Source organism: Aestuariimicrobium sp. T2.26MG-19.2B (assembly GCF_950101875.1).
GTDB classification, from domain to species: domain Bacteria; phylum Actinomycetota; class Actinomycetes; order Propionibacteriales; family Propionibacteriaceae; genus Aestuariimicrobium; species Aestuariimicrobium kwangyangense.
In genome coordinates this window covers 361,430-381,379 of the sequence record NZ_CATNLW010000001.1, presented here as the reverse complement: position 1 = coordinate 381,379, position 19,950 = coordinate 361,430, and the positions used below count along the sequence as shown (strand labels likewise).

At 69.0% G+C, this 19,950-nt stretch carries 18 protein-coding genes; 11 read left to right on the top strand and 7 right to left on the bottom strand.

Translation table 11 applies throughout. The features are described 5' to 3' along the window. Positions 1-14 precede the first annotated feature (14 nt). Together QQZ11_RS01740 and sppA are read left to right on the top strand one after the other, a co-directional pair. Positions 15-1,337 (top strand): MFS transporter, encoded by a 1,323-nt coding sequence (locus QQZ11_RS01740; protein WP_284548335.1) that lies wholly within the window; start codon positions 15-17, stop codon positions 1,335-1,337. Between the two features lie 89 nt (positions 1,338-1,426). Next, a complete protein-coding gene (sppA, locus tag QQZ11_RS01735) occupies positions 1,427-3,142 on the top strand; it encodes a signal peptide peptidase SppA (RefSeq protein ID WP_284548334.1) in 1,716 nt (571 codons plus the stop codon). 40 nt (positions 3,143-3,182) lie between these two features. Here the strand turns inward: sppA and QQZ11_RS01730 are convergent, their stop codons facing one another. Further along, a complete protein-coding gene (locus QQZ11_RS01730) occupies positions 3,183-4,532 on the bottom strand; it encodes a 6-phospho-beta-glucosidase (protein ID WP_284548332.1) in 1,350 nt (449 codons plus the stop codon). Between the two features lie 100 nt (positions 4,533-4,632). Between QQZ11_RS01730 and QQZ11_RS01725 the strand changes: the two genes are divergently transcribed. Beyond that, entirely contained in the window at positions 4,633-5,634 is a 1,002-nt protein-coding gene (locus QQZ11_RS01725) for a carbohydrate kinase family protein (RefSeq protein WP_022909591.1), read from the top strand. Between the two features lie 92 nt (positions 5,635-5,726). Here QQZ11_RS01725 and QQZ11_RS01720 read toward each other — a convergent pair whose 3' ends face one another. After that, a complete protein-coding gene (locus QQZ11_RS01720) occupies positions 5,727-6,932 on the bottom strand; it encodes a GNAT family N-acetyltransferase (protein WP_022909592.1) in 1,206 nt (401 codons plus the stop codon). A gap of 128 nt (positions 6,933-7,060) precedes the next feature. On the opposite strand from QQZ11_RS01720, the gene QQZ11_RS01715 reads away from it, so the two are divergent. From QQZ11_RS01715 to dapC, 3 genes are all read left to right on the top strand, one after another. Continuing rightward, entirely contained in the window at positions 7,061-8,806 is a 1,746-nt protein-coding gene (locus QQZ11_RS01715) for a VanW family protein (protein ID WP_284548330.1), read from the top strand. A 96-nt stretch (positions 8,807-8,902) separates the two neighbouring features. Then, positions 8,903-9,223 carry a ferredoxin gene (gene fdxA, locus QQZ11_RS01710; RefSeq protein WP_022909594.1) on the top strand — a complete coding sequence of 107 codons (321 nt, stop codon included), beginning with the start codon at positions 8,903-8,905 and terminating at the stop codon, positions 9,221-9,223. Next, positions 9,220-10,347: a succinyldiaminopimelate transaminase gene (gene dapC / locus QQZ11_RS01705; RefSeq protein WP_284548329.1), complete on the top strand. Its 1,128-nt coding sequence runs from the start codon at positions 9,220-9,222 to the stop codon at positions 10,345-10,347. The genes fdxA and dapC overlap by 4 nt, the downstream gene beginning before the upstream one ends. A gap of 102 nt (positions 10,348-10,449) precedes the next feature. Here the strand turns inward: dapC and QQZ11_RS01700 are convergent, their stop codons facing one another. From QQZ11_RS01700 to dapD, 4 genes are all read right to left on the bottom strand, one after another. Further along, entirely contained in the window at positions 10,450-11,580 is a 1,131-nt protein-coding gene (locus QQZ11_RS01700) for a Gfo/Idh/MocA family protein (protein WP_284548327.1), read from the bottom strand. Further along, positions 11,577-12,590, bottom strand: a complete 1,014-nt coding sequence (locus QQZ11_RS01695; RefSeq protein WP_284548325.1) for a Gfo/Idh/MocA family protein — start codon at positions 12,588-12,590, stop codon at positions 11,577-11,579. Before QQZ11_RS01695 ends, QQZ11_RS01700 begins: the two co-directional genes overlap by 4 nt. 120 nt (positions 12,591-12,710) lie before the next feature. Then, positions 12,711-13,646 (bottom strand): hypothetical protein, encoded by a 936-nt coding sequence (locus QQZ11_RS01690; RefSeq protein ID WP_284548324.1) that lies wholly within the window; start codon positions 13,644-13,646, stop codon positions 12,711-12,713. Further along, a complete protein-coding gene (dapD, locus tag QQZ11_RS01685; protein ID WP_026377792.1) occupies positions 13,646-14,605 on the bottom strand; it encodes a 2,3,4,5-tetrahydropyridine-2,6-dicarboxylate N-succinyltransferase in 960 nt (319 codons plus the stop codon). Before dapD ends, QQZ11_RS01690 begins: the two co-directional genes overlap by 1 nt. Before the next feature lie 55 nt (positions 14,606-14,660). On the opposite strand from dapD, the gene dapE reads away from it, so the two are divergent. The 4 genes from dapE to QQZ11_RS01665 are packed head-to-tail and all read left to right on the top strand — an operon-like array spanning position 14,661 to position 17,216. Then, positions 14,661-15,794 carry a succinyl-diaminopimelate desuccinylase gene (gene dapE, locus QQZ11_RS01680; RefSeq protein ID WP_284548322.1) on the top strand — a complete coding sequence of 378 codons (1,134 nt, stop codon included), beginning with the start codon at positions 14,661-14,663 and terminating at the stop codon, positions 15,792-15,794. After that, positions 15,791-16,570: an LOG family protein gene (locus tag QQZ11_RS01675; protein ID WP_026377794.1), complete on the top strand. Its 780-nt coding sequence runs from the start codon at positions 15,791-15,793 to the stop codon at positions 16,568-16,570. Before dapE ends, QQZ11_RS01675 begins: the two co-directional genes overlap by 4 nt. Beyond that, positions 16,570-17,061 (top strand): DivIVA domain-containing protein, encoded by a 492-nt coding sequence (locus QQZ11_RS01670; RefSeq protein WP_284548321.1) that lies wholly within the window; start codon positions 16,570-16,572, stop codon positions 17,059-17,061. Before QQZ11_RS01675 ends, QQZ11_RS01670 begins: the two co-directional genes overlap by 1 nt. Continuing rightward, a complete protein-coding gene (locus tag QQZ11_RS01665; protein ID WP_022909603.1) occupies positions 17,049-17,216 on the top strand; it encodes a DUF3117 domain-containing protein in 168 nt (55 codons plus the stop codon). The genes QQZ11_RS01670 and QQZ11_RS01665 overlap by 13 nt, the downstream gene beginning before the upstream one ends. Positions 17,217-17,396: 180 nt before the next feature. Here the strand turns inward: QQZ11_RS01665 and glgA are convergent, their stop codons facing one another. Further along, a complete protein-coding gene (gene glgA / locus QQZ11_RS01660) occupies positions 17,397-18,590 on the bottom strand; it encodes a glycogen synthase (protein ID WP_284548320.1) in 1,194 nt (397 codons plus the stop codon). Between the two features lie 118 nt (positions 18,591-18,708). On the opposite strand from glgA, the gene glgC reads away from it, so the two are divergent. Beyond that, positions 18,709-19,941 (top strand): glucose-1-phosphate adenylyltransferase, encoded by a 1,233-nt coding sequence (gene glgC / locus QQZ11_RS01655; RefSeq protein WP_284548318.1) that lies wholly within the window; start codon positions 18,709-18,711, stop codon positions 19,939-19,941. Positions 19,942-19,950: the final 9 nt, after the last annotated feature.

Genomic DNA, 19,950 nt, shown 5'->3' with positions numbered 1-19,950 from the left:
ACCAGAGGATCTCCATGGCAGACCGCGTACGCACCTTCGCGAGTTTTGCCCTGTTCAACTATCGGCTCTTCTGGCTCGGCGCGCTGGTCAGCAACGTGGGCGGGTGGATGGCGCGGGTGGCCCAGGACTGGCTGGTGCTGACCCAACTGACCGATCACTCCGCCCAGGCGCTGGGCCTGGTGACGGCCCTCCAGTTCCTGCCGATCCCGCTGATCGCCCCGATGGCCGGAGCCCTCGCGGATCGCTATTCCAAGCGGCGGTTGCTGATGGTCACCCAGGCGGCGCTGGGGGCGACGGCCTTCGGCCTGTGGATCCTGGTCGCGACCGGCACGGTGCAGTTGTGGCACGCCTTCCTGTTCGCCTTCCTGCAGGGAGTTGCATCGGCCTTCGACATGCCGGTCCGCCAAGCCTTCGTCTCGGAGATGGTGCCGCAACGGCTCGTCTCGAACGCCATCGGCCTCAACTCGGCGCAGTTCAACGGCGCCCGACTGCTCGGCCCGGGTCTGGCCGGACTGCTGATCGCCTGGGTCGGCATCGCCCCGGCCCTGCTGGTCAATGCGCTGAGCTTCGTCGCAGTGATCGGCGCCCTGTGGTTCATGCGCACCGACCAACTCATGCCTCGTCCGAAACGGGTCGGCACGGGCACCGTGCGTGAGGGCATTGCCTATGTGCGCACGCGCCCCGACATCCTGCTCATCCTCGGCATCATCTTCGTCTTCTCCACTTTCGGCATGAACTTCCAGATCACCAACGCCCTGATGGCGACGACGGTCTTCGGCAAGGGCGCGAGCGAGTACGGGATGCTCGGTTCCGTCATGGCGATCGGCACCCTGGGGGCCGCCTTCATGGCGGCTCGGCGGGCGCGTCCACGCCTGCGTTGGCTGCTGCTGGGGGTCCTCGGGTTCGCCGTGTTCACCGCCGGGGCGGCGCTGGCGCCGACCTACCTGTTCTTCGCCGTCATGCTGGTCGGTGTGGGGGTGTGTTCCCTGACGGTGATGACCTCGTGCAACGCCACCGTGCAGTTGGCCTCAGACCCGGCGTTGCGAGGTCGCGTGATGGCGGTCTACATGGCGGTCAACATGGGCGGTACCCCGATCGGTTCCCCGGTGATCGGTTGGATCGGTGACCACTGGGGAGCCCGGTGGACCCTCGGCGTCGGAGCCGTCGCCACGTTCGCCGTGTGCGTTGCAGCGAGCCTCTACGTGATGGTCCACGACCGGGTACGTGTACGGCTCGAGGGGGTCTGGCCACCGCGGTTGCTGGTCGATCGACTGGACGAGTCGGCACTGGCCCCGGGAGCCATGGCCGATCCGGATCCCCAAGCACGCGTGGCCTGAGCGGAAGCACCCCGTGCCGGCACCCTGACTCGTCCCGGTTTCGTCCGACCTCGCTCCGGTTGTCGCCGTGGCCTTCCTAGACTCGCAGCATGGACCTGATCGCAGCTGCCCGTGACTTCCGAGCCCGCACCACCGGACCCGTCATCCTCGAGATCGACCTGGCTCGCGGGATCACCGTGGCCCCGCCCGACAATCCACTCGCCGCCCTGAAGGCGCTCAACTCGGCCACGATGGGTGCGGTACGCGAGGGACTCCGTCAAGGAGCGACCGACCCCCGCGTGAAGGGGCTCATCGTGCACGTGGCCCCGTCGGGACTCGGACTGGCCGACCTGCAGAACCTGGGCGACATGATCGCTGAGTTCGGTGAGCACAAGCCGACCACCGCGTGGACGCAGACCTTCGGCGAGATGGGCAATGCCCTCCCGCTGGTGGCCCTGGCCACCCGGGCCAGGACCGTGTGGGTGCAGCCGTCGGGACTCGTCTTCCTGGGTGGACTGCACCTGTCGATCACCCTGCTGCGCGGACTCTTCGAGAAGGTCGGCCTGACGCCGGAGTTCGGTCAGCGCAAGGAGTACAAGTCGGCCGCCGAGCAGTACGCGGGCACCGAGATCAGCGAGGCCAACCGCGAGATGATGCAGCGCCTGGCCGACTCCGTCGTCGAGCAGTGCCTCGCCCAGATCGCGGCCGGCCGAGGCCTCGAGGTCGAGGCCGTGCGCGCCGCCATGGACGAGAGCCCCGTCACCGTCGAGCGGGCCGTCGAACTGGGACTGGTCGACAAGGTCGGCTACCGCGACCAGGTCTACGACGACGTCTACGCGGCACTGGGGCTCGACCGGCACGCCCTGCAGTTCGTGCACCGCTACGACGCCAAGGTGCAGCGCCGTGAGCTGAAGCGCCAGCTCGTCGACCGACACGCACCGCAGGTGGGCATCGTCACCCTGCGGGGCCCGATCGTCACCGGACGGGGCGCTCCCGGCGGACCTGGTGGGCAACAGGCCGGCGGTGACGCCGTCGCCGACCACCTGCGCGCCGCTGCCCGGGACGACAAGGTGAAGGCGGTCGTCCTGCGGATCGACTCACCCGGGGGGTCAGCAGTGGCCTCCGACACCATCTGGCGCGAGGTGCACCGGGTGCGTGAGTCGGGTCGTCCGGTGGTGGCGCTGATGGGAAATGTCGCGGCCTCGGGCGGCTACTACGCCGCCATGGGTGCCGACGAGATCGTGGCCGCGCCGTCCACCCTGACGGGGTCGATCGGCGTGCTGGCGGGCAAGGTCGTCACCTTGGGACTGCTGGACAAGCTGGCGCTCAAGCATGAGGGCATCAACTCCGGCCCGAAGGCAGACCTGTTCGCCGCCGACCACCACTTCACGGCTGAGGACTGGGCTGTGCTGGACGCCTGGCTCGATGCCATCTACGAGCAGTTCACGGTGAAGGCGGCAGCCGACCGCAAGCTGAGCCGCGAGGACCTCGAGAAGGTCGCCAAGGGTCGGGTGTGGACCGGCGCCGACGCCCTGGAACGGGGGCTCGTCGACCACCTCGGCAACCTCGAACTGGCCGTCCAGCGAGCTTGCGCGCTGGCGGAGGTCGATCGCGACCAGGCGGTGCTGCGCACGGTGCCGGCCTTCGGCATGCTCGAGCAGTTCATCCCCGCCGACTCAACCGAGACCTCCGGTCGTCCTCAGGTGGCCGTCGCGGACGGCCCCGAGGCGTTGTTGCCGAAGGCGATCCGGGCTCTCGGCCTGGGTGGGGAATGGGCCCAGATCAGCGGCCCGCTGGCCCTTCCCTGGCGGTTCGACCTGCGCTGACCGCGAGCCCGGTTTGACGGGCCCGGGGTCTGGGCCGGGATCAGCGCAGGTACTGCAGCCCGTCGACCTCGGCGAGGAAGTCGTCGAGGATGCTGCGGGCGACCGCGACCGAGTCGACCAGCGGGTGCTGGGCGATGGCCCGCCAGGCCAACGCCCGGCTCCCGATCCGGGATGCCTCGATGGTGGTCCGTTCGACCTGCTTGACCTGGGTCACCAGACCGACCCCGTGTCGGGGGAGGGGTCCGGTGGGCAGCGGGTGCACCCCTGCGGCGTCGACCCGGCAGGGTGCCTCGATCACGGCGTCGGCGTCGAGTTCGCCCACCCGGTCACCGTTGGGTCGGTTCACGATCAGGGTCGCGGGACGATCGTGGGCGATGGCGTGCATGATGGCCAGCGCGACCCGGTCGTAGCCCCCGCTGACCAGGTCGTCCGGGTCGCGTTCGAAGTGCCCGGCGGCCTCGCGATTGGACGCCATGTAGGTGGTCTCGCGGGCGAGGCGGCAGTCGTCCCACCGCCGTAGTGCCCCCGGAGCAGTGGGGTCGGGGACGCCGTAGAATTCCCGCTGCTGGGCCTCGATCACCTGCGCCCGGGTTCGGGTGGCGCCGTGGTCGGCGGCCAGCGCCTCGCGCGTGAAGTAGTAGTGGTGCAGGTACTCGTTGGGCAGATGGCCCAGGTTCTGCAGCCAGTCGGAGCCGAACAGGCGGCCCTCCTCGAACGACTCGAGTGCCGCAGGGTCGGCCATCAACCGCGGCAACTGGTCGCTGCCGTCCAGGACGAGGGATCGGATCCAGCCGAGGTGGTTGAGCCCCACGTAGCCGATCTCGGCCCGCGACCGGTCGGCGGGCGCGACGCCCAGGGCGCCGAGCGCACGTCGGGCCAGACCGACGGGGGAGTCGCAGATACCGATCACCCGATCGCCCAGCACGTCGACCAGTGACTCGGTGACCATGCCGGCCGGGTTGGTGAACGAGATCACCCAGGCCTCGGGGGCCAGGGCGGCGATCCTCTCCGCCATGGCGCGGACGACGGGCAGGGTGCGCAGGGCATACGCGACGCCCCCGGCCCCGACTGTCTCCTGCCCGATCACCCCATGCCTGAGCGGGATGGTCTCGTCACAGGTACGCCCGGCAAGACCACCGACTCGGATCGCGGAGAACACGAAGTCGGTGCCCCGTACGGCGTCATCCAACTCGGTGTGCAGCGACACCACGGGAGGGTGGGGGTGCCCGGAGGACTGCTCGCCCAGCACGGCGGCGATCGAACGGAGGCGATGCGCATCCGAGTCGAACAGCCTCAACTCGGTGACCCGCCCCGGCTCGCGGTCGTCCAACAACGCCTGGTGCACGAGCGGCACCCGGAACCCTCCGCCCCCCAGGATCGACAGAATCATGGCGTCCTTCCTTCCCACCTGACGGTAGGGCGCAAGAATGATCAGAGGCAAGCATGATCGACCGTCCGGCCAGGGTGACGTGGCGGTCAGGGAGCGACCAATGACCTCACCGACGACGACCCCCTACGACCTCCTGGCCTGTGGGCTGGTGTTCACCGACCTCATCTTCCACGGCATCCCCGATGAGGGTCCCGCCTTCGGTACCGAGGTGCGCACCCCCGACTACCGCGAGGTTCCCGGCGGCATCGCCAATGCCTCCATCGCCGGTAGTCGGCTCGGCCTTCGGGTGGGCATGGTCGCCGACGTCGGCGACGACCTGGTGGGGCAGGGCAGTCTCGCCCGACTGCGGGACGAGGGAATCGACACCTCGGGTTGCCTCGTGCACGCCGGTTGGCAGACGCCCTTGACCATCGTGCTGAACTACGCCGGCGACCGCACCATGGTGACGGCCGAGACCCCCCACCCCGGGCGCTGCGTGCTGCGCGCCGCCTCTTCGCCGCCCGCCAGGGTGGTGGTGGCCCACCTGCAGCCCTTCCCGATGCCGTGGCTGTCCAGTGCGGCCCAGCGCGGCGCCCTGGTGATCGGTGACATCGGCTGGGACGAGAGCGGCCGCTGGGACCTCTCGGCGCTGCCCGACCTACCGCACTGCCACGCGTTCACGCCCAACCTCACCGAGGCGCTGCACTACACCCGGACGACGACCGTTGACGAGGCACTCACGGCCCTCTCCGAGCACGTCCGACTGCCGGTGGTGACCATGGGCGCCGACGGGGTGTCGGCCCTCGACCGCGACACCGGTGAACGGGTGCACGTGGCAGCGGTCCCCGGGCCCGTCGTCGACACCGGGGGAGCGGGGGACGTCTTCTCGGCCGGGCTGGCGGCGGGGCTGCTGGCGCGGTGGCCGCTCGTCCAGTCGCTACGGTTCGCGGTGCTGGTCAGCGGTCTGACGGTGCGTGAACCCGGGGCCGGCACCACCGCACCCACCCTCGCCGACATGCGCCGCTGGCACGCCGACCTGGACCGTGGCGACCCCCTCGTCGAGGAGTACGCCTTCCTGACCGAGATCCCCACCCACGGCCCCTGGAGCCAGCCCGCTCCGTGAGCCCGGCATCGCCGGACCAGCGACGCCCGGCCCACCAACGGTGCGGCGCAGCCCGCCCCAATCCCTGAGCGCCAGAAGTCGGGCGGCTGGGATCAGAAGTAGTCGCGGATGTGGTTCTGGCGACCACCGAAAGCGGCCGACCAGGTGGGATAGGTGTTGGTCGCCCCGCCCGCGGCGAGTCCGGCCCCGACGATGTTCCACATCGACTGGGAACCCGAGAACAGCAGTGACAGTCCGCGCTGGCTGAACTCGACCGGGTTGAGCCGCTTTGAGTGGGCACCCAGTCTCCCGATCCGGGTGACGGTGGCGTGGCCGTCCTCCAGCCGCAGCTTCCAGTCGCCGGTGATGGTGTCGATGCTGTCATCGGTGACCCGGAACGGCAGTTCGCAGTCCAACCCCTCCGGCCAGACGCGGGGCACCAGCGCGGCGCGGAGGTTCAGCACCTTCACCATGTACGGGAACCTCTCGACCACGTGCCAGGTCGCCGCCGGGTGCACCAGTCTCAAGCCGTCGTCGCCGGAGGTGCGGAAGACGGTGTGGGGCAGCACCGGGGAGTTAGTCCCGAACATCGCCAGCAGGGCCTGGGTGGCCAGCGATGACAGCGAGACGAACTCCCGGACCGACAGTTCGGCACCTTCGCCGTACCCGTGGCCACGGTTCCACGAGGCGTAGGCGGCCACCTGGCCGTCGATGCGCGCCACGGTGATGCCGGTGTGCGCCTTCACCCGCTTGGCAGGCTTCGACTCGTACAGGGGGCCGGTGCGGTTGACCGGCCCGTTCTGCTGGATCGCCCAGCGGTGGTACAGGTCGTCGAGGGCGGGGACGTCGTCCTCGGTGGCCCGACCCAGGGTCACACCTTCGGGTGGGGTGAGCGTGCCCAGCTCGATGGTGGGCACCTTGACGCGGGTGAGTTCGGCTGCGAGTTCGAACCCGAATCTGCGATAGATGGCGTTCGCGGTGGGGAAGAGGGTTGCCACCACCGCCCCTCGCTCGCGCGCGTCCGCAAGGGCCTGCAGCAGCAGCGGGCTCAGCACACCCCGGCCGCGGTGTTCCTGCGCGGTGGTGACGCTCATCACTCCTGCGGTTGCCAGTTCGGTGCCGCCCCAGAAGGAGGAGATGTCACGCACTCCCGCCCGGCCCACCTGGCGGTCGTCGTCGAAGGCCCCCAACCAGTACGAGGGTGGCTTCGAGATCTGGGCTGTGTTCTTCTTCGACAGGGGGGAGCCGAAGGCCTCGTGGCGCAGCAGTTGGGTGGCCTCGGCATCGTCATCGGTCAACGGACGCACGGTGATCGCCATGTCAGTCAGTCAACCAGAATTCCCCGATTCTGGACTGACGCCATCGCCACGTAGAATCTGGCCACGAGTCGTGGGTGCCGTCGTTGGGGCGCTGGACGACGTCCCATACCCCGCAGCAGAGGTGCCTCTTGTCACAGAACCATGTCTCCCGTGCCGGTCGAGCCCCAGGAGCGCGCCGTCGCCGTCCGCACGCCGTGGTGGGAGCCTCCGTCGTCGGGGGGCTCGTGGTCATCGCAGGAGCGGCCTACGCCGTCGGATACGTGATGGCCGGGGACAACACCCCCAAGAACGCCTCGGTACAGGGAATCCCGATCGGCGGCATGCCTGCCCAGGAGGCCGAGCAGAAGCTCCAGAAGCAGATCGCACCCAAGGCTGAGGCCGCGATCATTCTGAAGGGGCCCGACAAGCAGGCCTCGATCAAGCCCGCGGCTGCCGGCCTGTCGGTCGACTACGCCGCCACCGTTCGGGCTGCAGGTGCCGGACGATCCTGGAGCCCGCTGCACATCGTGAACGTGCTGCGCGGCGGTGGCTCCCTCGATCTGGTCACCACCTCCGACCCGGCCAAGCTGAAGGCGGCCGTGACGGCGGTGGCCCCGCAGTTCGCGGTCGAGCCCCGGGACGCCTCGCTCGCCGTGGTGGGCGGGAAGGCCAAGATCACCGAGGCGGTGCAGGGTCAGTCCCTCGACGTCGACAAGGCAACGGCCGAGGTGCGGCAGGCCTGGCTGGAACGCACCAGCGTCGACGCCCCCCTGACCACCAGCGACCCGCAGATCACCACCGAGGCGGTCACCACCGTGGCCGAGCAGCAGCTGTCGCCGGTGCTGTCCGGTCCGATCCCGCTGAAGACCAGGGACGGCAAGGCCTTCGAGGTGCCGCTGCAGGCGCTGGTGGCCAGCACCACGGTGAAGCAGACGGGCACCACGTTCACGGTCTCGACCGACATGAAGAAGCTGTTCGCCGGTTCGCAGGACTCGATCGCGACCCTCAAGTACCCCCAGGGACGCAACGCCAGCATCCAGTTGCAGGGTGGCAAGCCGGTGGTCGTCCCCTCCATCGACGGTCGCGGGGTCACCGAGGCGAACTTCATCAAGGCCGTGCAGCCGGTGCTGGCGCGGACGGGCGCCGAACGCACCGCTGTCGTCGAGGTGACCAAGGTGCCGGCCTCCTACACCACTGCGGACGCCCAGAAGGCGGGCGTCAAGGAGGTCACCGGGGAGTTCACCACGCAGTTCCCCTACGCGGAGTACCGCAACAACAACCTCTCCCATGCTGCCGCCGGCATCAACAACACCTACCTCAAGCCCGGCGACACGTTCAGCCTCAACCGGGTGCTGGGCGAGCGGACCGCCGGCAACGGCTACATCGACGGCTACGTCATCGAGGGTGGGGTGCTGAAGAAGGAGGTCGGCGGGGGCGTCTCGCAGTCGGCGACCACCACCTACAACGCCGCCTTCTTCGCCGGTCTCGAGGACGTGGAGCACCATCCGCACTCCCTCTACTTCCCGCGCTACCCCGCGGGACGTGAGGCGACCGTCTACTACGGGTCACTCGACCTGAAGTTCCGCAACAACACCAACTACGGCGTGCTGGTGCAGGCCTACGTGAACAAGGCCGCCCCAGGGGGCATGGGCTCGATCACGGTGCGCATCTGGTCGACCAAGATCTACACGGTCAAGTCGTCCGACCTGGTCAAGTCCAACTTCACCACGGGCAAGGTGATCACCAGCAAGGACCCCAAGTGTGAGTACCAGGCACCCATCCGGGGCTTCGACGTGCACTACAGCCGGCTCTTCTACCAGGGCGGATCGCTGGTGCGCACCGAGAAGTTCTTCTGGCGCTACAGCCCCGGCGACGAGATCAAGTGCGCCAGCTGACCGCGGCTGGTTCACAGGCCGGAACGGCGACTGCCCCCCGGGTTGTCGGAGCGGTACAGTCGTGAACCACGGAGCACGTAACGAAAGGGAACCCTCGTGACCTACATCATTGGCGCCGCCTGCGTTGACATCAAGGATCGCGCCTGCGTCGAGGAGTGTCCGGTCGACTGCATCTACGAGGGCAACCGGATGCTCTACATCCACCCGGAGGAGTGCGTCGACTGCGGTGCCTGTGAGCCGGTCTGCCCCGTCGAGGCCATCTACTACGAGGACGACGTCCCCGCCGAGCAGAAGCAGTTCTACGACGTGAACGTGCAGTTCTTCGACGACCTCGGTTCCCCCGGCGGCGCCTCCAAGCTGGGACCCCTCGACAAGGACCACCCGGTCGTCGAGGCCATGCCGCCCCAGGGCGAGTGACCGCCGACGCGGTGACCGGTCGGGGGGCCTTGTCGGCGCAGTTGCCCGACTTCCCGTGGGACACGATCGCTGCCGCCAGGCGGCGGGCCGAGCAACACCCCGGCGGCATCGTCGACCTCTCGGTCGGCACCCCCGTCGATCCGACCCCAGCCGTGGCCAGGGATGCCCTGACCGCAGCCTCGGACGCGCACGGCTACCCCCAGGTCTGGGGCACCCCCGCCGTGAGGCAGGCCATCATCGGCCACCTGCGCGAACGCTGGAACGCGGCTGAGTTGGCGCAGACGCAGGTGATGCCCGTCATCGGCACCAAGTGGTTGGTGGCATGGCTTCCCACCCTGCTGAACCTGGGGGAGGGCGACGTCGTGGTCATCCCCACGACGGCCTACCCCACCTACCGGGTGGGCGCCGAACTGGTCGGGGCGACGGTCGTCGAGTGCGACGACCCGAAGGGGCTGCCCGCCAACACCCGACTGGTGTGGATCAACTCACCGGCCAACCCCCACGGCGCGATCCTCGGCCCCGACGACCTGCGCGCCTGGATCGACGCGACCCGCGCATCAGGAGCAGTGCTGGCCTCGGACGAGTGCTACGGCGAGTTCGCCTGGGACGCCCCTGCCCACTCCGTGCTCGACACCTCGATCAACCACGGATCGACCCGAGGGTTGCTGGCGGTCATGTCGACCTCCAAGGAGTCCAACCTCGCGGGCTACAGGGCTGGCTTCGTGGCCGGGGACGAGGCCATCGTCCGTGAACTGCTGGCGCTGGGCAAGCACACCGGCATGATGCTGCCCACGCCCGTGTTGGCGGCCATGCAGGCCGTGCTGACCGACCGTGCCCACGTCGCCGAGCAACGGGACCGTTACCTCGCCAGGCGAGCTCTTCTGCGACCGGCGCTGGAGCGAGTCGGCTTCCGCATCGACCACTCCGAGGGCTCGCTCTACCTGTGGGCCACCCGCGGTGAGGACTGCCGCACGACGCTCGACTGGCTGTCCGAACGAGGCATCCTGGCGGCCCCCGGCGACTTCTACGGTGACGCCGGACGCCAGCACGTACGGATCGCCCTGACCGCCACCGACGAGCGGATCGCCGCGGCCGTCGAGCGGTTGGGTGCCGACTTCCGCTGAGGCGTCTTCACACCGCCAACCCGGAAGCTCGTCACCAGATCGCCCCGCCATCCCCGATCCGGGCCAGCGGGGCCGTCTGGCGACGAGTTCCCGGGTTGGGGCTCAGGCGAGCTCCGAGATCTGCACCACGCGGTGCTCGCGGGCCGAGACCTGCGCTGCCTCCACGATCTGGGCGGTCCGCAGGCCGACGTGACCGTCGGGCGACGGCCACTCCACAGCCTCACCGGCACGTCGAGCCTGCACCGCATCGATGAAGGTGCGCAGCAGTCCGTCGTCCAGGTTGGCGCCGTAGGGCAGCCAGAAGTCACGCCCACCCGCGTTGCCGTCCCAACCACCGACCCGTTGGGCGAAGGGATTGATCTCGAGCACCCCGTTGGTCCCGGCCAGTTCGAGGGTGACCCCACCCCAGGTGGGGGCTCCCTTGGGCACGCTCCAGGAGCAGTCGATGGTGGCGACCAGGCCCTGCTCATAGGTGATGGTGACCAGACCACCCGTCTCGCACAGGACCCCATCGAGGTCGGCGTGCATGATCTGGTTCTTGACGGCGTGGACCGAGGCCGGACGATCACCGGTCAGCCAGTCGAGCAGCTCGGCCACGTGCACGGTGTGGTCGACCAGGGCACCGCCTCCCGACCATTCGGGATCCAGGAACCAGCGCCGGGCCCCGACGGGGCAGTAGCCGTTGTTGGTACCGACGGCGCCGATCAGCTGCCCGAGCGTTCCCTCGGCGATCGCCTGCTTCGCGGCCGTCACCGCGGGCGAGAAGTGCACGGGGTAGGCGGTCATCAACAGCACACCGGCGCGCTCGCAGGCATCGATCATCGCGCGCGCGTCCGCGGCCGTCACGGCGAGGGGCTTCTCGCAGAGCACGTGCACGCCGTGCGCGGCGGCGAGCTCGGTGTCCTGGCGGTGGCGGGTGTTCTCGGAGCAGATGACCACGGCGTCCGGCGCCCACGCGAACAGTTCCTCGTAGGTGTCGACGTGGGCCACTCCGAGCTGGGCGGCGAGGTCCGCGCCGCGCACCTCGTGGTCGGCCGACGAGACCCGGTCCGGATCGCACGCCAGCACGTCCACCCCCGCCTGCTGCAGCAGGTGCACGTAGCCGGCGGCATGGGTGTGCGCGAAGGACATCACGGCGACCTTGAGTCGGCGCTGGTCGGTGTGGTCGCCCTGCATCGAGGTGGACTCCTGCTCGTCGGCCTGCCGGGTGGTCTGCTGCTGGGTCTGGGTCATGCCTGGGATCCCTTCAGGAACGTGGGGAAGTCGACGGTAGCGCCGGTCGCGGCACTGAGCTCGGCCGCTTCGGCGAGCGCGACGGCGACCAGTCCGTCCTCCGCGCTCACCTTCGCCGGTTCGCCAGTGCGCCACGCGCGGACGAAGTCGGCGATCTCGGCCGAGTAGGGATCTCCTGCCAGGGCGACGGTGCTCGGACTCGGTCGTGGCGGGTCGTCCGGTGACGTGGTGAGGGTGTAGCCCACCTCGTCGCGCGAGTCGTAGCGCAGCTGTCCGGTGGTTCCCGAGACGGAGAACGTGTACCAGAAGGGTGCCTTGGGGACGGTCCACAGACCTCGGCAGTGGCTGATGGCGCCGGAGGTGTGGGTGAGCACCACGTGGGCGGTCTCGGTGGGATGGGGCTCGGAGGCCGTCCGACGCTGGGCGTACACAGTGGACACCGGGCCCGCCATCCACAGGGCCTCGTCGAGGTCATGGATCATCAGGTCCATGGTGATGCCGCCGGACTGCACCGGGTCGGAGTACCACCCGCGGTCGAACGGGTAGGGCACGGCCCGGGTGAACCGCAGCACCGCCAAGTCGCCCAGCCCCCCCGCGGCCACGGTCTGCTGCGCGGCCGCATACTGCGGGAACCAGCGCACGACGTGGGCGGGGAACAGGCGTCGTCCGGTCTCGGCGGCCACACCGACGAGGTGCCTGGCGTCGTCGGTCGTGCGGGCCAACGGCTTCTCACAGACCACGTCCTTGCCCGCGCGCAGTGCCCGTTCGACCAGAGCAGCGTGGCTCGGGGTCGGCGTGATGACGCAGATCAGGTCCGAGGTGGCGATCAGTTCGTCGAAGCTGTCGACCCGGGTGGCCCCGTGGGTGTCGGCGAACCGGTCTGCCCCTTCGAGGGAGTACACCCGCATGGCGGCACCTACGGCCTTCCACGCTGCGGCATGGGCCGGCGAGATGCCGCCTGCACCCACCAGGCCGACCGTCAACCCTGGCATCTCGGACTTCTGGGTCATGTGCACACTCCTGGGTGTTGGGGTTCGACTCGCGTCCATCCAACTACGCCGAGGTACGCCTGTCTCGCCCCGATCGCCCTGTGGTCGGGGTTCGCTCAGCCCGATTGGGCGGCACCCGGGTCAGGACTGGCTGGCCGAGGGCTGGGGTGTGCTGCCGGTCACCGTGAGGGTCGCCGTACCGGCGGCCGGGGTCGGCGAGGCCGTGGCCTGTGACCAGACGGCCAGGTGGTCGGGGTCATGTTGCCAGGTGCGTCCCGCGACGGTGATCGAGCCGATCGGGGTCTCGTCGATGGTGGCCAGGGTGAGGTTCACCGCCGCCCACAGGTCCTGGGGGTTCCTGGCGGTGATCGTCCACCGGTCCCCTGAACGCTTCAGGCTGGCCCTGGCCTTCAGGCCGGTGCCGAAGACCTGGGTGATGACCACGGGTTCGGGTGTCTCGGGGGAGTCCCGGTTCAGGCAGGTGAGCGCGCCGGGGGAGTGCCCCGTGAGTGCGCTGGCCAGCGCCTTCGCGTTCTCGACGTGCTTGCGGTACCCGTCGGGCACCCCCGAGCGCTGGACGGACTGGGCCACGTCGTTGATGTCACCGGTCTGCCAGTTGGCCACCTTGACCAGGTGCTCGTAGAACTTCCCCGACGCGTACCACGGGTCCATGATCTGGTCTACACTGCCCCATCCCTGCGACGGGCGCTGCTGGAACAGCCCCACCGAGTCCCGGTCGCCGTGGTCGAGGTTTCGCAGACCCGACTCCTGCATCGCCGTGGCCAACGCGATCGAGGCGGCCCGGGCGGGCAGCCCACGCCTGATCGACTCCGCGACGATCACCGACGCCCACTTGGCCTGCTCCGGCGACATCGAGTAGGTCACGGGACCCACCGTGACCACGCACTGGTTGGCAGGAGGTACCACCTGCGGCATCTCCTGGCGCCGGAGCCACTGGAACACGGCGAAGACCAGCACGGCCACCACCACCAGGATGACCCCGCAGCCCAGCAGCGGGGCGAGGGTCGATTTCCGTCCGGTGGGGGCCGCTGGGGGTCGTCCGTCGTGGTCAGGCATCAGTTCTGGTGGAGCGCCGCGTTGAGTTGCACGGCGCCCCCGCTGCGGGGCAGCACCTCCACCGCGCCGGTCAGGGAGTTGCGGCGGAACAGGAGGTCGGACTGGCCGCTGAGCTGCGAGGCCTTCACCTGGGTTCCGTCCGGGGTGGTGAGCTTGGTGCCGGCGGTGACGTAGAGCCCCGCTTCGACGACGCAGTGGTCGCCCAGCGAGATGCCCAGACCCGATTCGGCTCCGAGCAGGCACCCCTTTCCGATGGAGATCACCTGGGTGCCGCCGCCCGACAGGGTGCCCATGATCGAGGCGCCGCCGCCGACATCACTGCCGTCTCCGACGACCACCCCGGCGCTCACGCGTCCCTCGATCATCGAGTGACCCAGCGTGCCGGCGTTGAAGTTGACGAACCCCTCGTGCATCACGGTCGTCCCCTCCGCCAGGTGGGCGCCCAGTCGCACCCGGTCGGCGTCGGCGATGCGGACGCCGCGCGGAGTGACGTAGTCGACCAGGCGGGGGAACTTGTCGATCCCGAACACCGTCACGTGCCCGTGGACGGCGCGCAGGGTCGCCCGGGTCTGTTCGAACCCGTCGACGGCGCAGGGGCCCTGTGAGGTCCAGACGACGTTGGGCAGGACCGCGAAGATCCCGTCAAGGTTGAGCCCGTGGGGTGGCACCAGCGTGTGGCTCAACAGGTGCAGTCTCAGGTAGGCGTCCGCGGTGGTGGCGGGTGCCTCGTCCAGGACGATCCTGGTCAGCACCACCTCGAGCCGTACCCCACGGTCCTCGTCCAGCAGTTCGAGGTCGGTCAGCCACTGGGGGGCGGCCGCAGCGGGTTCGCCCCCGAGGACGGGTTCGGGGTACCACGTGTCGAGCACCTGGTCGGAGGAGTCGTGGACGGTGGCGAGGCCCCAGGCCCAGGCGGTGCGGCCCGGGGTCGAGGAAGCGGCGGCGGGTGCGTCGGTCATGGCGGCCATGCTATCCGGGCGTGCTGCGGACATCTGTCGCACTAGGCTCGGCAGCATGCCCGACACCGCCCCACCCCGCCCGACCGATCCCCTCGTGGACGACCCCACGGCAGCCGCCGCGGGGCCGTTGCTCGACCCCTCGTGCGATCTCGTCACCCTGCTACGGGCGCTGGTCGACATCGAGTCCGTCAGTGGCAACGAGCGCATGATCGCCGACGAGGTCGAGCGCGCGCTCAGCGGTCACGCGCACCTCGAGGTGATCCGCGACGGGGATGCCGTGGTGGCCCGTACGCAGTTGGGCCGGTCGGAACGAGTGGTCGTCGCCGGACACCTCGACACGGTGCCCGTCGCCGGCAACCTGCCGAGCCAGCTCGAAGGCGACCGGGTGGTCGGCCGGGGCACCTGCGACATGAAGGGCGGCGTGGCCGTGGCCCTCAAGGCTGCCTGCGAGCTCACCGAGCCGGTGCGGGACGTGACCTGGATCTTCTACGACAACGAGGAGGTCGAGTCGGCGAGGAACGGTCTGGGACGACTCGGCCGCAACCGCCCCGACCTGCTCACCGCGGACTTCGCCGTGCTGATGGAACCCACCGGCGCCGTCGTCGAGGGCGGCTGCCAGGGCACGATGCGGTTCACGATCCGCACCCGCGGCGTGGCCGCCCATTCGGCTCGGTCCTGGCTGGGTCACAACGCCATCCACGACCTGACCCGGGTGCTCGACCGAATCAACACGTTCGATGCCCGTGAGATCGAGGTGGACGGGTTGCTCTACCACGAGGGTCTGAACGCCGTCGCAGTCCGTGGCGGGATCGCGGGCAACGTCGTGCCCGACTGGGCCGAGGTCGACGTCAACTACCGGTTCGCCCCCGACAAGACCCCCGAGGAGGCCGACGGGCTGATGCGGCACCTCTTCGAGGGTCTCGACTACCGCTGTGATGACTTGGCCCCAGGTGCCCGCCCCGGGCTCCGGGCACCGGCCGCGGCTGCGTTCATCACGGCAGTGGGCGGCACGCCGCGGGCCAAGTACGGCTGGACCGACGTCGCCCGGTTCGCCGAGCTGGGTGTGCCAGCGGTCAACTTCGGCCCGGCCGACCCCGGCAAGGCCCACGCCGACGACGAGTTCTGCCCCGTGGCCGACCTCGAGACCTGCCACGCCGCCCTGACGCGGTGGCTGGGGGCGCGGGCATGAGTGATTCCGTCTCACGCGACCGTGGACTGGTCGACAACGCGCCCGGACGGGGCCGTTCGGTCATCCAAGGCCCCGTCATCCGTCGTAACGAGCAGGTGCAGCACTCCACCACCGACCAGCGCCTGCTGCGGTCGGGGCAGGGATCGGACTGGTTGCACGCCGACCCCTGGCGGGTCATGCGCATCCAGGCCGAGTTCGTCGAGGGGTTCGGCACCCTGGCCGACCTGGGGCCTGCCATCTCGGTGTTCGGCAGCGCCCGCACCCAGCCCAACCACCCCACGTACCAGGCCGCTGAGCGGATGGGTTCCGAACTGGTGAAGGCGGGCTACGCCGTCATCACCGGTGGGGGGCCGGGGATCATGGAGGCCGCCAACAAGGGCGCGCTGGCTGCCAGGGGCACCTCCGTCGGCCTGGGCATCGAGCTCCCCTTCGAGTCGAGCCTCAACGACCACGTCTCCCTGGGCATCAACTTCCGCTATTTCTTCGCTCGCAAGGTGATGTTCCTCAAGTACTCCCAGGGATTTGTGGTGATGCCCGGAGGAATGGGCACCTTCGACGAATTGTTCGAGGCCATCACTTTGGTGCAGACCCAGAAGATCGAACATTTCCCCATCGTGTTGTTCGGGTCGGACTACTGGACCGGACTGCTGGACTGGCTGCGTGACCACACGATGGCCGATGGGTACATCTCGCCGCCCGACCTCGATCTGGTGAGGGTCACCGATGACGTCGAGGACGCTGTCCGCCACGTCACCACCTGGTCGCGGGAGCCCTGATGGCCTGGGCGATCCTCGGACTGGTGCTGCTGGTCGGTGTCATCAGTTGGCTGCTGGGCAACGGCCACTTCGGGAGCCAACCCGACGTGGTGGACGACCGTCCCGTGCCACGGCTGCCGGAGGGGGACTTCACCGCCGCCGACGTGCGGGCCCTGCACTTCGCGACCGTTCCCCGCGGCTACCACCCACGCCAGGTACGCGCCCTGCTGACCAGGGTGGCGCGATGCCTCGACGCCCCCGACGAGACGCCCGCTCAGGCCTCCGACGAGCCCATCGAGGAGGCAGTGAGGGTGACCGCACGTGAGGTGGCCGAGTCGAGCTTCTCCCTGGTGGCCTTCGGGGTGTCCACCTCGCAGGTCGACGAGGTGCTCGCACGGTTGTCATGGCAGCTCTCCGAGCGCCCCGTGGGCGCGGAGGCACCCCGATACGGCAGAATGGGCGACGAACACCTGCCCGGAACGAGTGAGGAAGTGCACACATGGCAGCAATGAAGCCCCGCACTGGCGACGGACCCATGGAGGTCACGAAGGAAGGCCGAGGCATCGTCATGCGTGTACCGGTCGATGGTGGCGGTCGCCTGGTGGTGGAACTCAACCAGACCGAGGCGACCGATCTGCTGAACTGCCTCAAGGAGGTCGTGGGCTGAGCCCACGAGACCTTCCGACGGTCTGAATCCCTCCACGAGCCGAATGCCCCGCGGGGGCATTCCCGAGGGGAGAAACCGGCGCGACCCACCACGGGTCGTGCCGGTTTTTGCGCATCGGGGCCGGCTGCGGGCACCCAGCTTTCGGGCCAGCAGCGAGGGTGGCCCTGCGATGTGGCCCTGCTACGGGGTTCGCAGGCGCTCGTGTCGCGCCTGTGCCGCCTCGTAGACCGCCACCGTCTGGCGAGCGATGGTCTCCCAGCTGAACTCGTCGATGCAGCGCTGCCGCCCGGCTCGTCCCATCGCCCAGGCGCGGTCGGGGTCGGCGGTCAGTTCGTTCACCCGGTCGGCGAACCGGGACTCGAACTCGGCGATGAAGGCGGGATCGTCGGCGCGGCTCGGGTCGTAGGGCACGAGCAGGCCTGTCTCCCCGTCGACGACGACCTCCGGAATGCCTCCCACCGCCGAGCCCACGACCGCCGTCTCGCAGGCCATGGCCTCGAGGTTGACGATGCCCAGCGGCTCATAGATGGAGGGGCAGGCGAACACCGTGGCGTGCGACAACACCTGCCGCACGTCGGCCCGGGGCAGCATCTCCTGTACCCACACGACGCCTCCCCGCTCGGACTTGAGCACCCCGAAGGCCTCGTTGAACTCGGCGGCGATCTCGGGGGTGTCGGGTGCGCCGGCGAGCAGGATCAGTTGGGTGTCGGGGTGGAACCGGCGGGCGGCCCGCACCAGGTGCACCAGCCCCTTCTGACGGGTGATGCGACCGACGAAGACGACGCTGGGTCGGTTCACGTCCATGCCGATCCGGGCGCACACGTCGGACTCGTCCACCGGGTGGAACTCATCGGTGTCGATGCCGTTCTTCACCACATGGATGCGTTCGGGCTCGACGAAGGGATAGGCATTGCGGATGTTGGTGATCATCGCCGACGAGACAGCGATCACGGCGTCGGCGTTCTCGTAGGCGGTCCGCTCGATCCAGGACGAGACCCGGTAGCCGCCTGCCAGCTGCTCCACCTTCCAGGGGCGGTCAGGCTCCAGCGAGTGCGCGGTCACCACCAAGGGGATGTCCTGGTACCTCGACGCGATGATGCCGGCGAACTGGGCGTACCAGGTGTGGGCGTGGACGACGTCGACCTCAGGCACTGCCGCGGCCATGGACACGTCGGCGCCCAACGTGCGGATGGCACCGTTGGCCCCTTCGGGGAAGGTCTCGGGATGGGCGGTCGCCCCTTCACGCGGCTCACCCATGCACTGCACGTCGACGTCGACCAGACGTGCGAGTTGGGGCACCAACTGGGCGACGTGAACACCGGCGCCGCCGTAGATGGTGGGTGGGTATTCGCGGGTGAGGATCGAGACCTTCATGGCCTGATCTCAGCACACCAGCTCGGGGGTGCAGGCTGGTGCGTGGAAATCCGCCAGAGTCTGGGCAATAGCTGGCAAAGTCCTTGTCGGGGGTACCGCTGGGAACTAGGTTCAGGCCATGACCATGAAGCGGCCCAACGTGCTCTCCATCGTTTTGGCAGGTGGCGAGGGCAAGCGCCTGATGCCCCTCACCGCTGACCGCGCCAAGCCCGCCGTTCCCTTTGGTGGCACCTACCGACTCATCGACTTCGTGCTATCGAACCTGGTCAATTCCGAGCTCCGGCAGGTGGCCGTGCTCACCCAGTACAAGTCCCACTCGCTCGACCGACACATCTCACTGACGTGGCGCATGTCGACCATGCTGGGCAACTACGTCACAGCCGTACCCGCCCAGCAGCGCACCGGGCCCCAGTGGTTCCAGGGATCGGCTGACGCGATCTTCCAGTCGATGAACCTGATCCGCGACGAGAACCCCGACTACGTGGTCGTCTTCGGTGCCGACAACATCTACCGCATGGACGTCTCGCAGATGCTGCAGGCCCACATCGACTCGGGGCTGGACTGCACCGTGGCGGGCATTCGGGTGCCGCGCAGCGAGGCCTCCGCCTTCGGCATCATCGACGCTGCCACTGACTCGAAGATCAACGAGTTCCTCGAGAAGCCGGCCGACCCGCCCGGCCTCCCGGACAGCCCGGACGAGTCGTTCGCGTCGATGGGCAACTACGTCTTCTCCGCCGACGCCCTGGTGGCGATGCTGCACAGCGATGCGACCGACGCGAATTCCCGTCATGACATGGGCGGGAACATCATCCCCGCCTTCGTCGCGAAGGGGCAGGCGCAGGTCTACGACTTCACGCAGAACATCGTCCCCGGGTCCACCGACAAGGACCGCAACTACTGGCGCGACGTGGGCACCATCGACGCCTACCATGAGGCCCACATGGACCTGGTCAGTGTCGATCCCGAGTTCAACCTCTACAACCCCGAGTGGCCCATCTGGTCACACCAGGTGCAGGCCCCCGGTGCCAAGTTCACCCTGCGCGGCACGGCCGAGGACTCCATCGTCAGCCACGGGTGCATCATCTCGGGCGGCGACGTCGACCACTCGGTGCTGAGCCCCAACGTCTACATCCACAAGTGGGCGAAGGTCGACGGTTCGATCCTGATGAACGGTGTTCACATCGGACGAGGAGCCCGGGTGCAGCGCGCCATCATCGACAAGAACGTGGTGGTTCCCGACAACGTCGAGATCGGCTTCGACCACGAGGCCGACCGTGCCCGCGGGTTCACCATCTCTGACAACGGCATCACCGTCGTCGAGAAGGGGATGGTGATCCCACCCGCTCGGTGACGCGCGGCC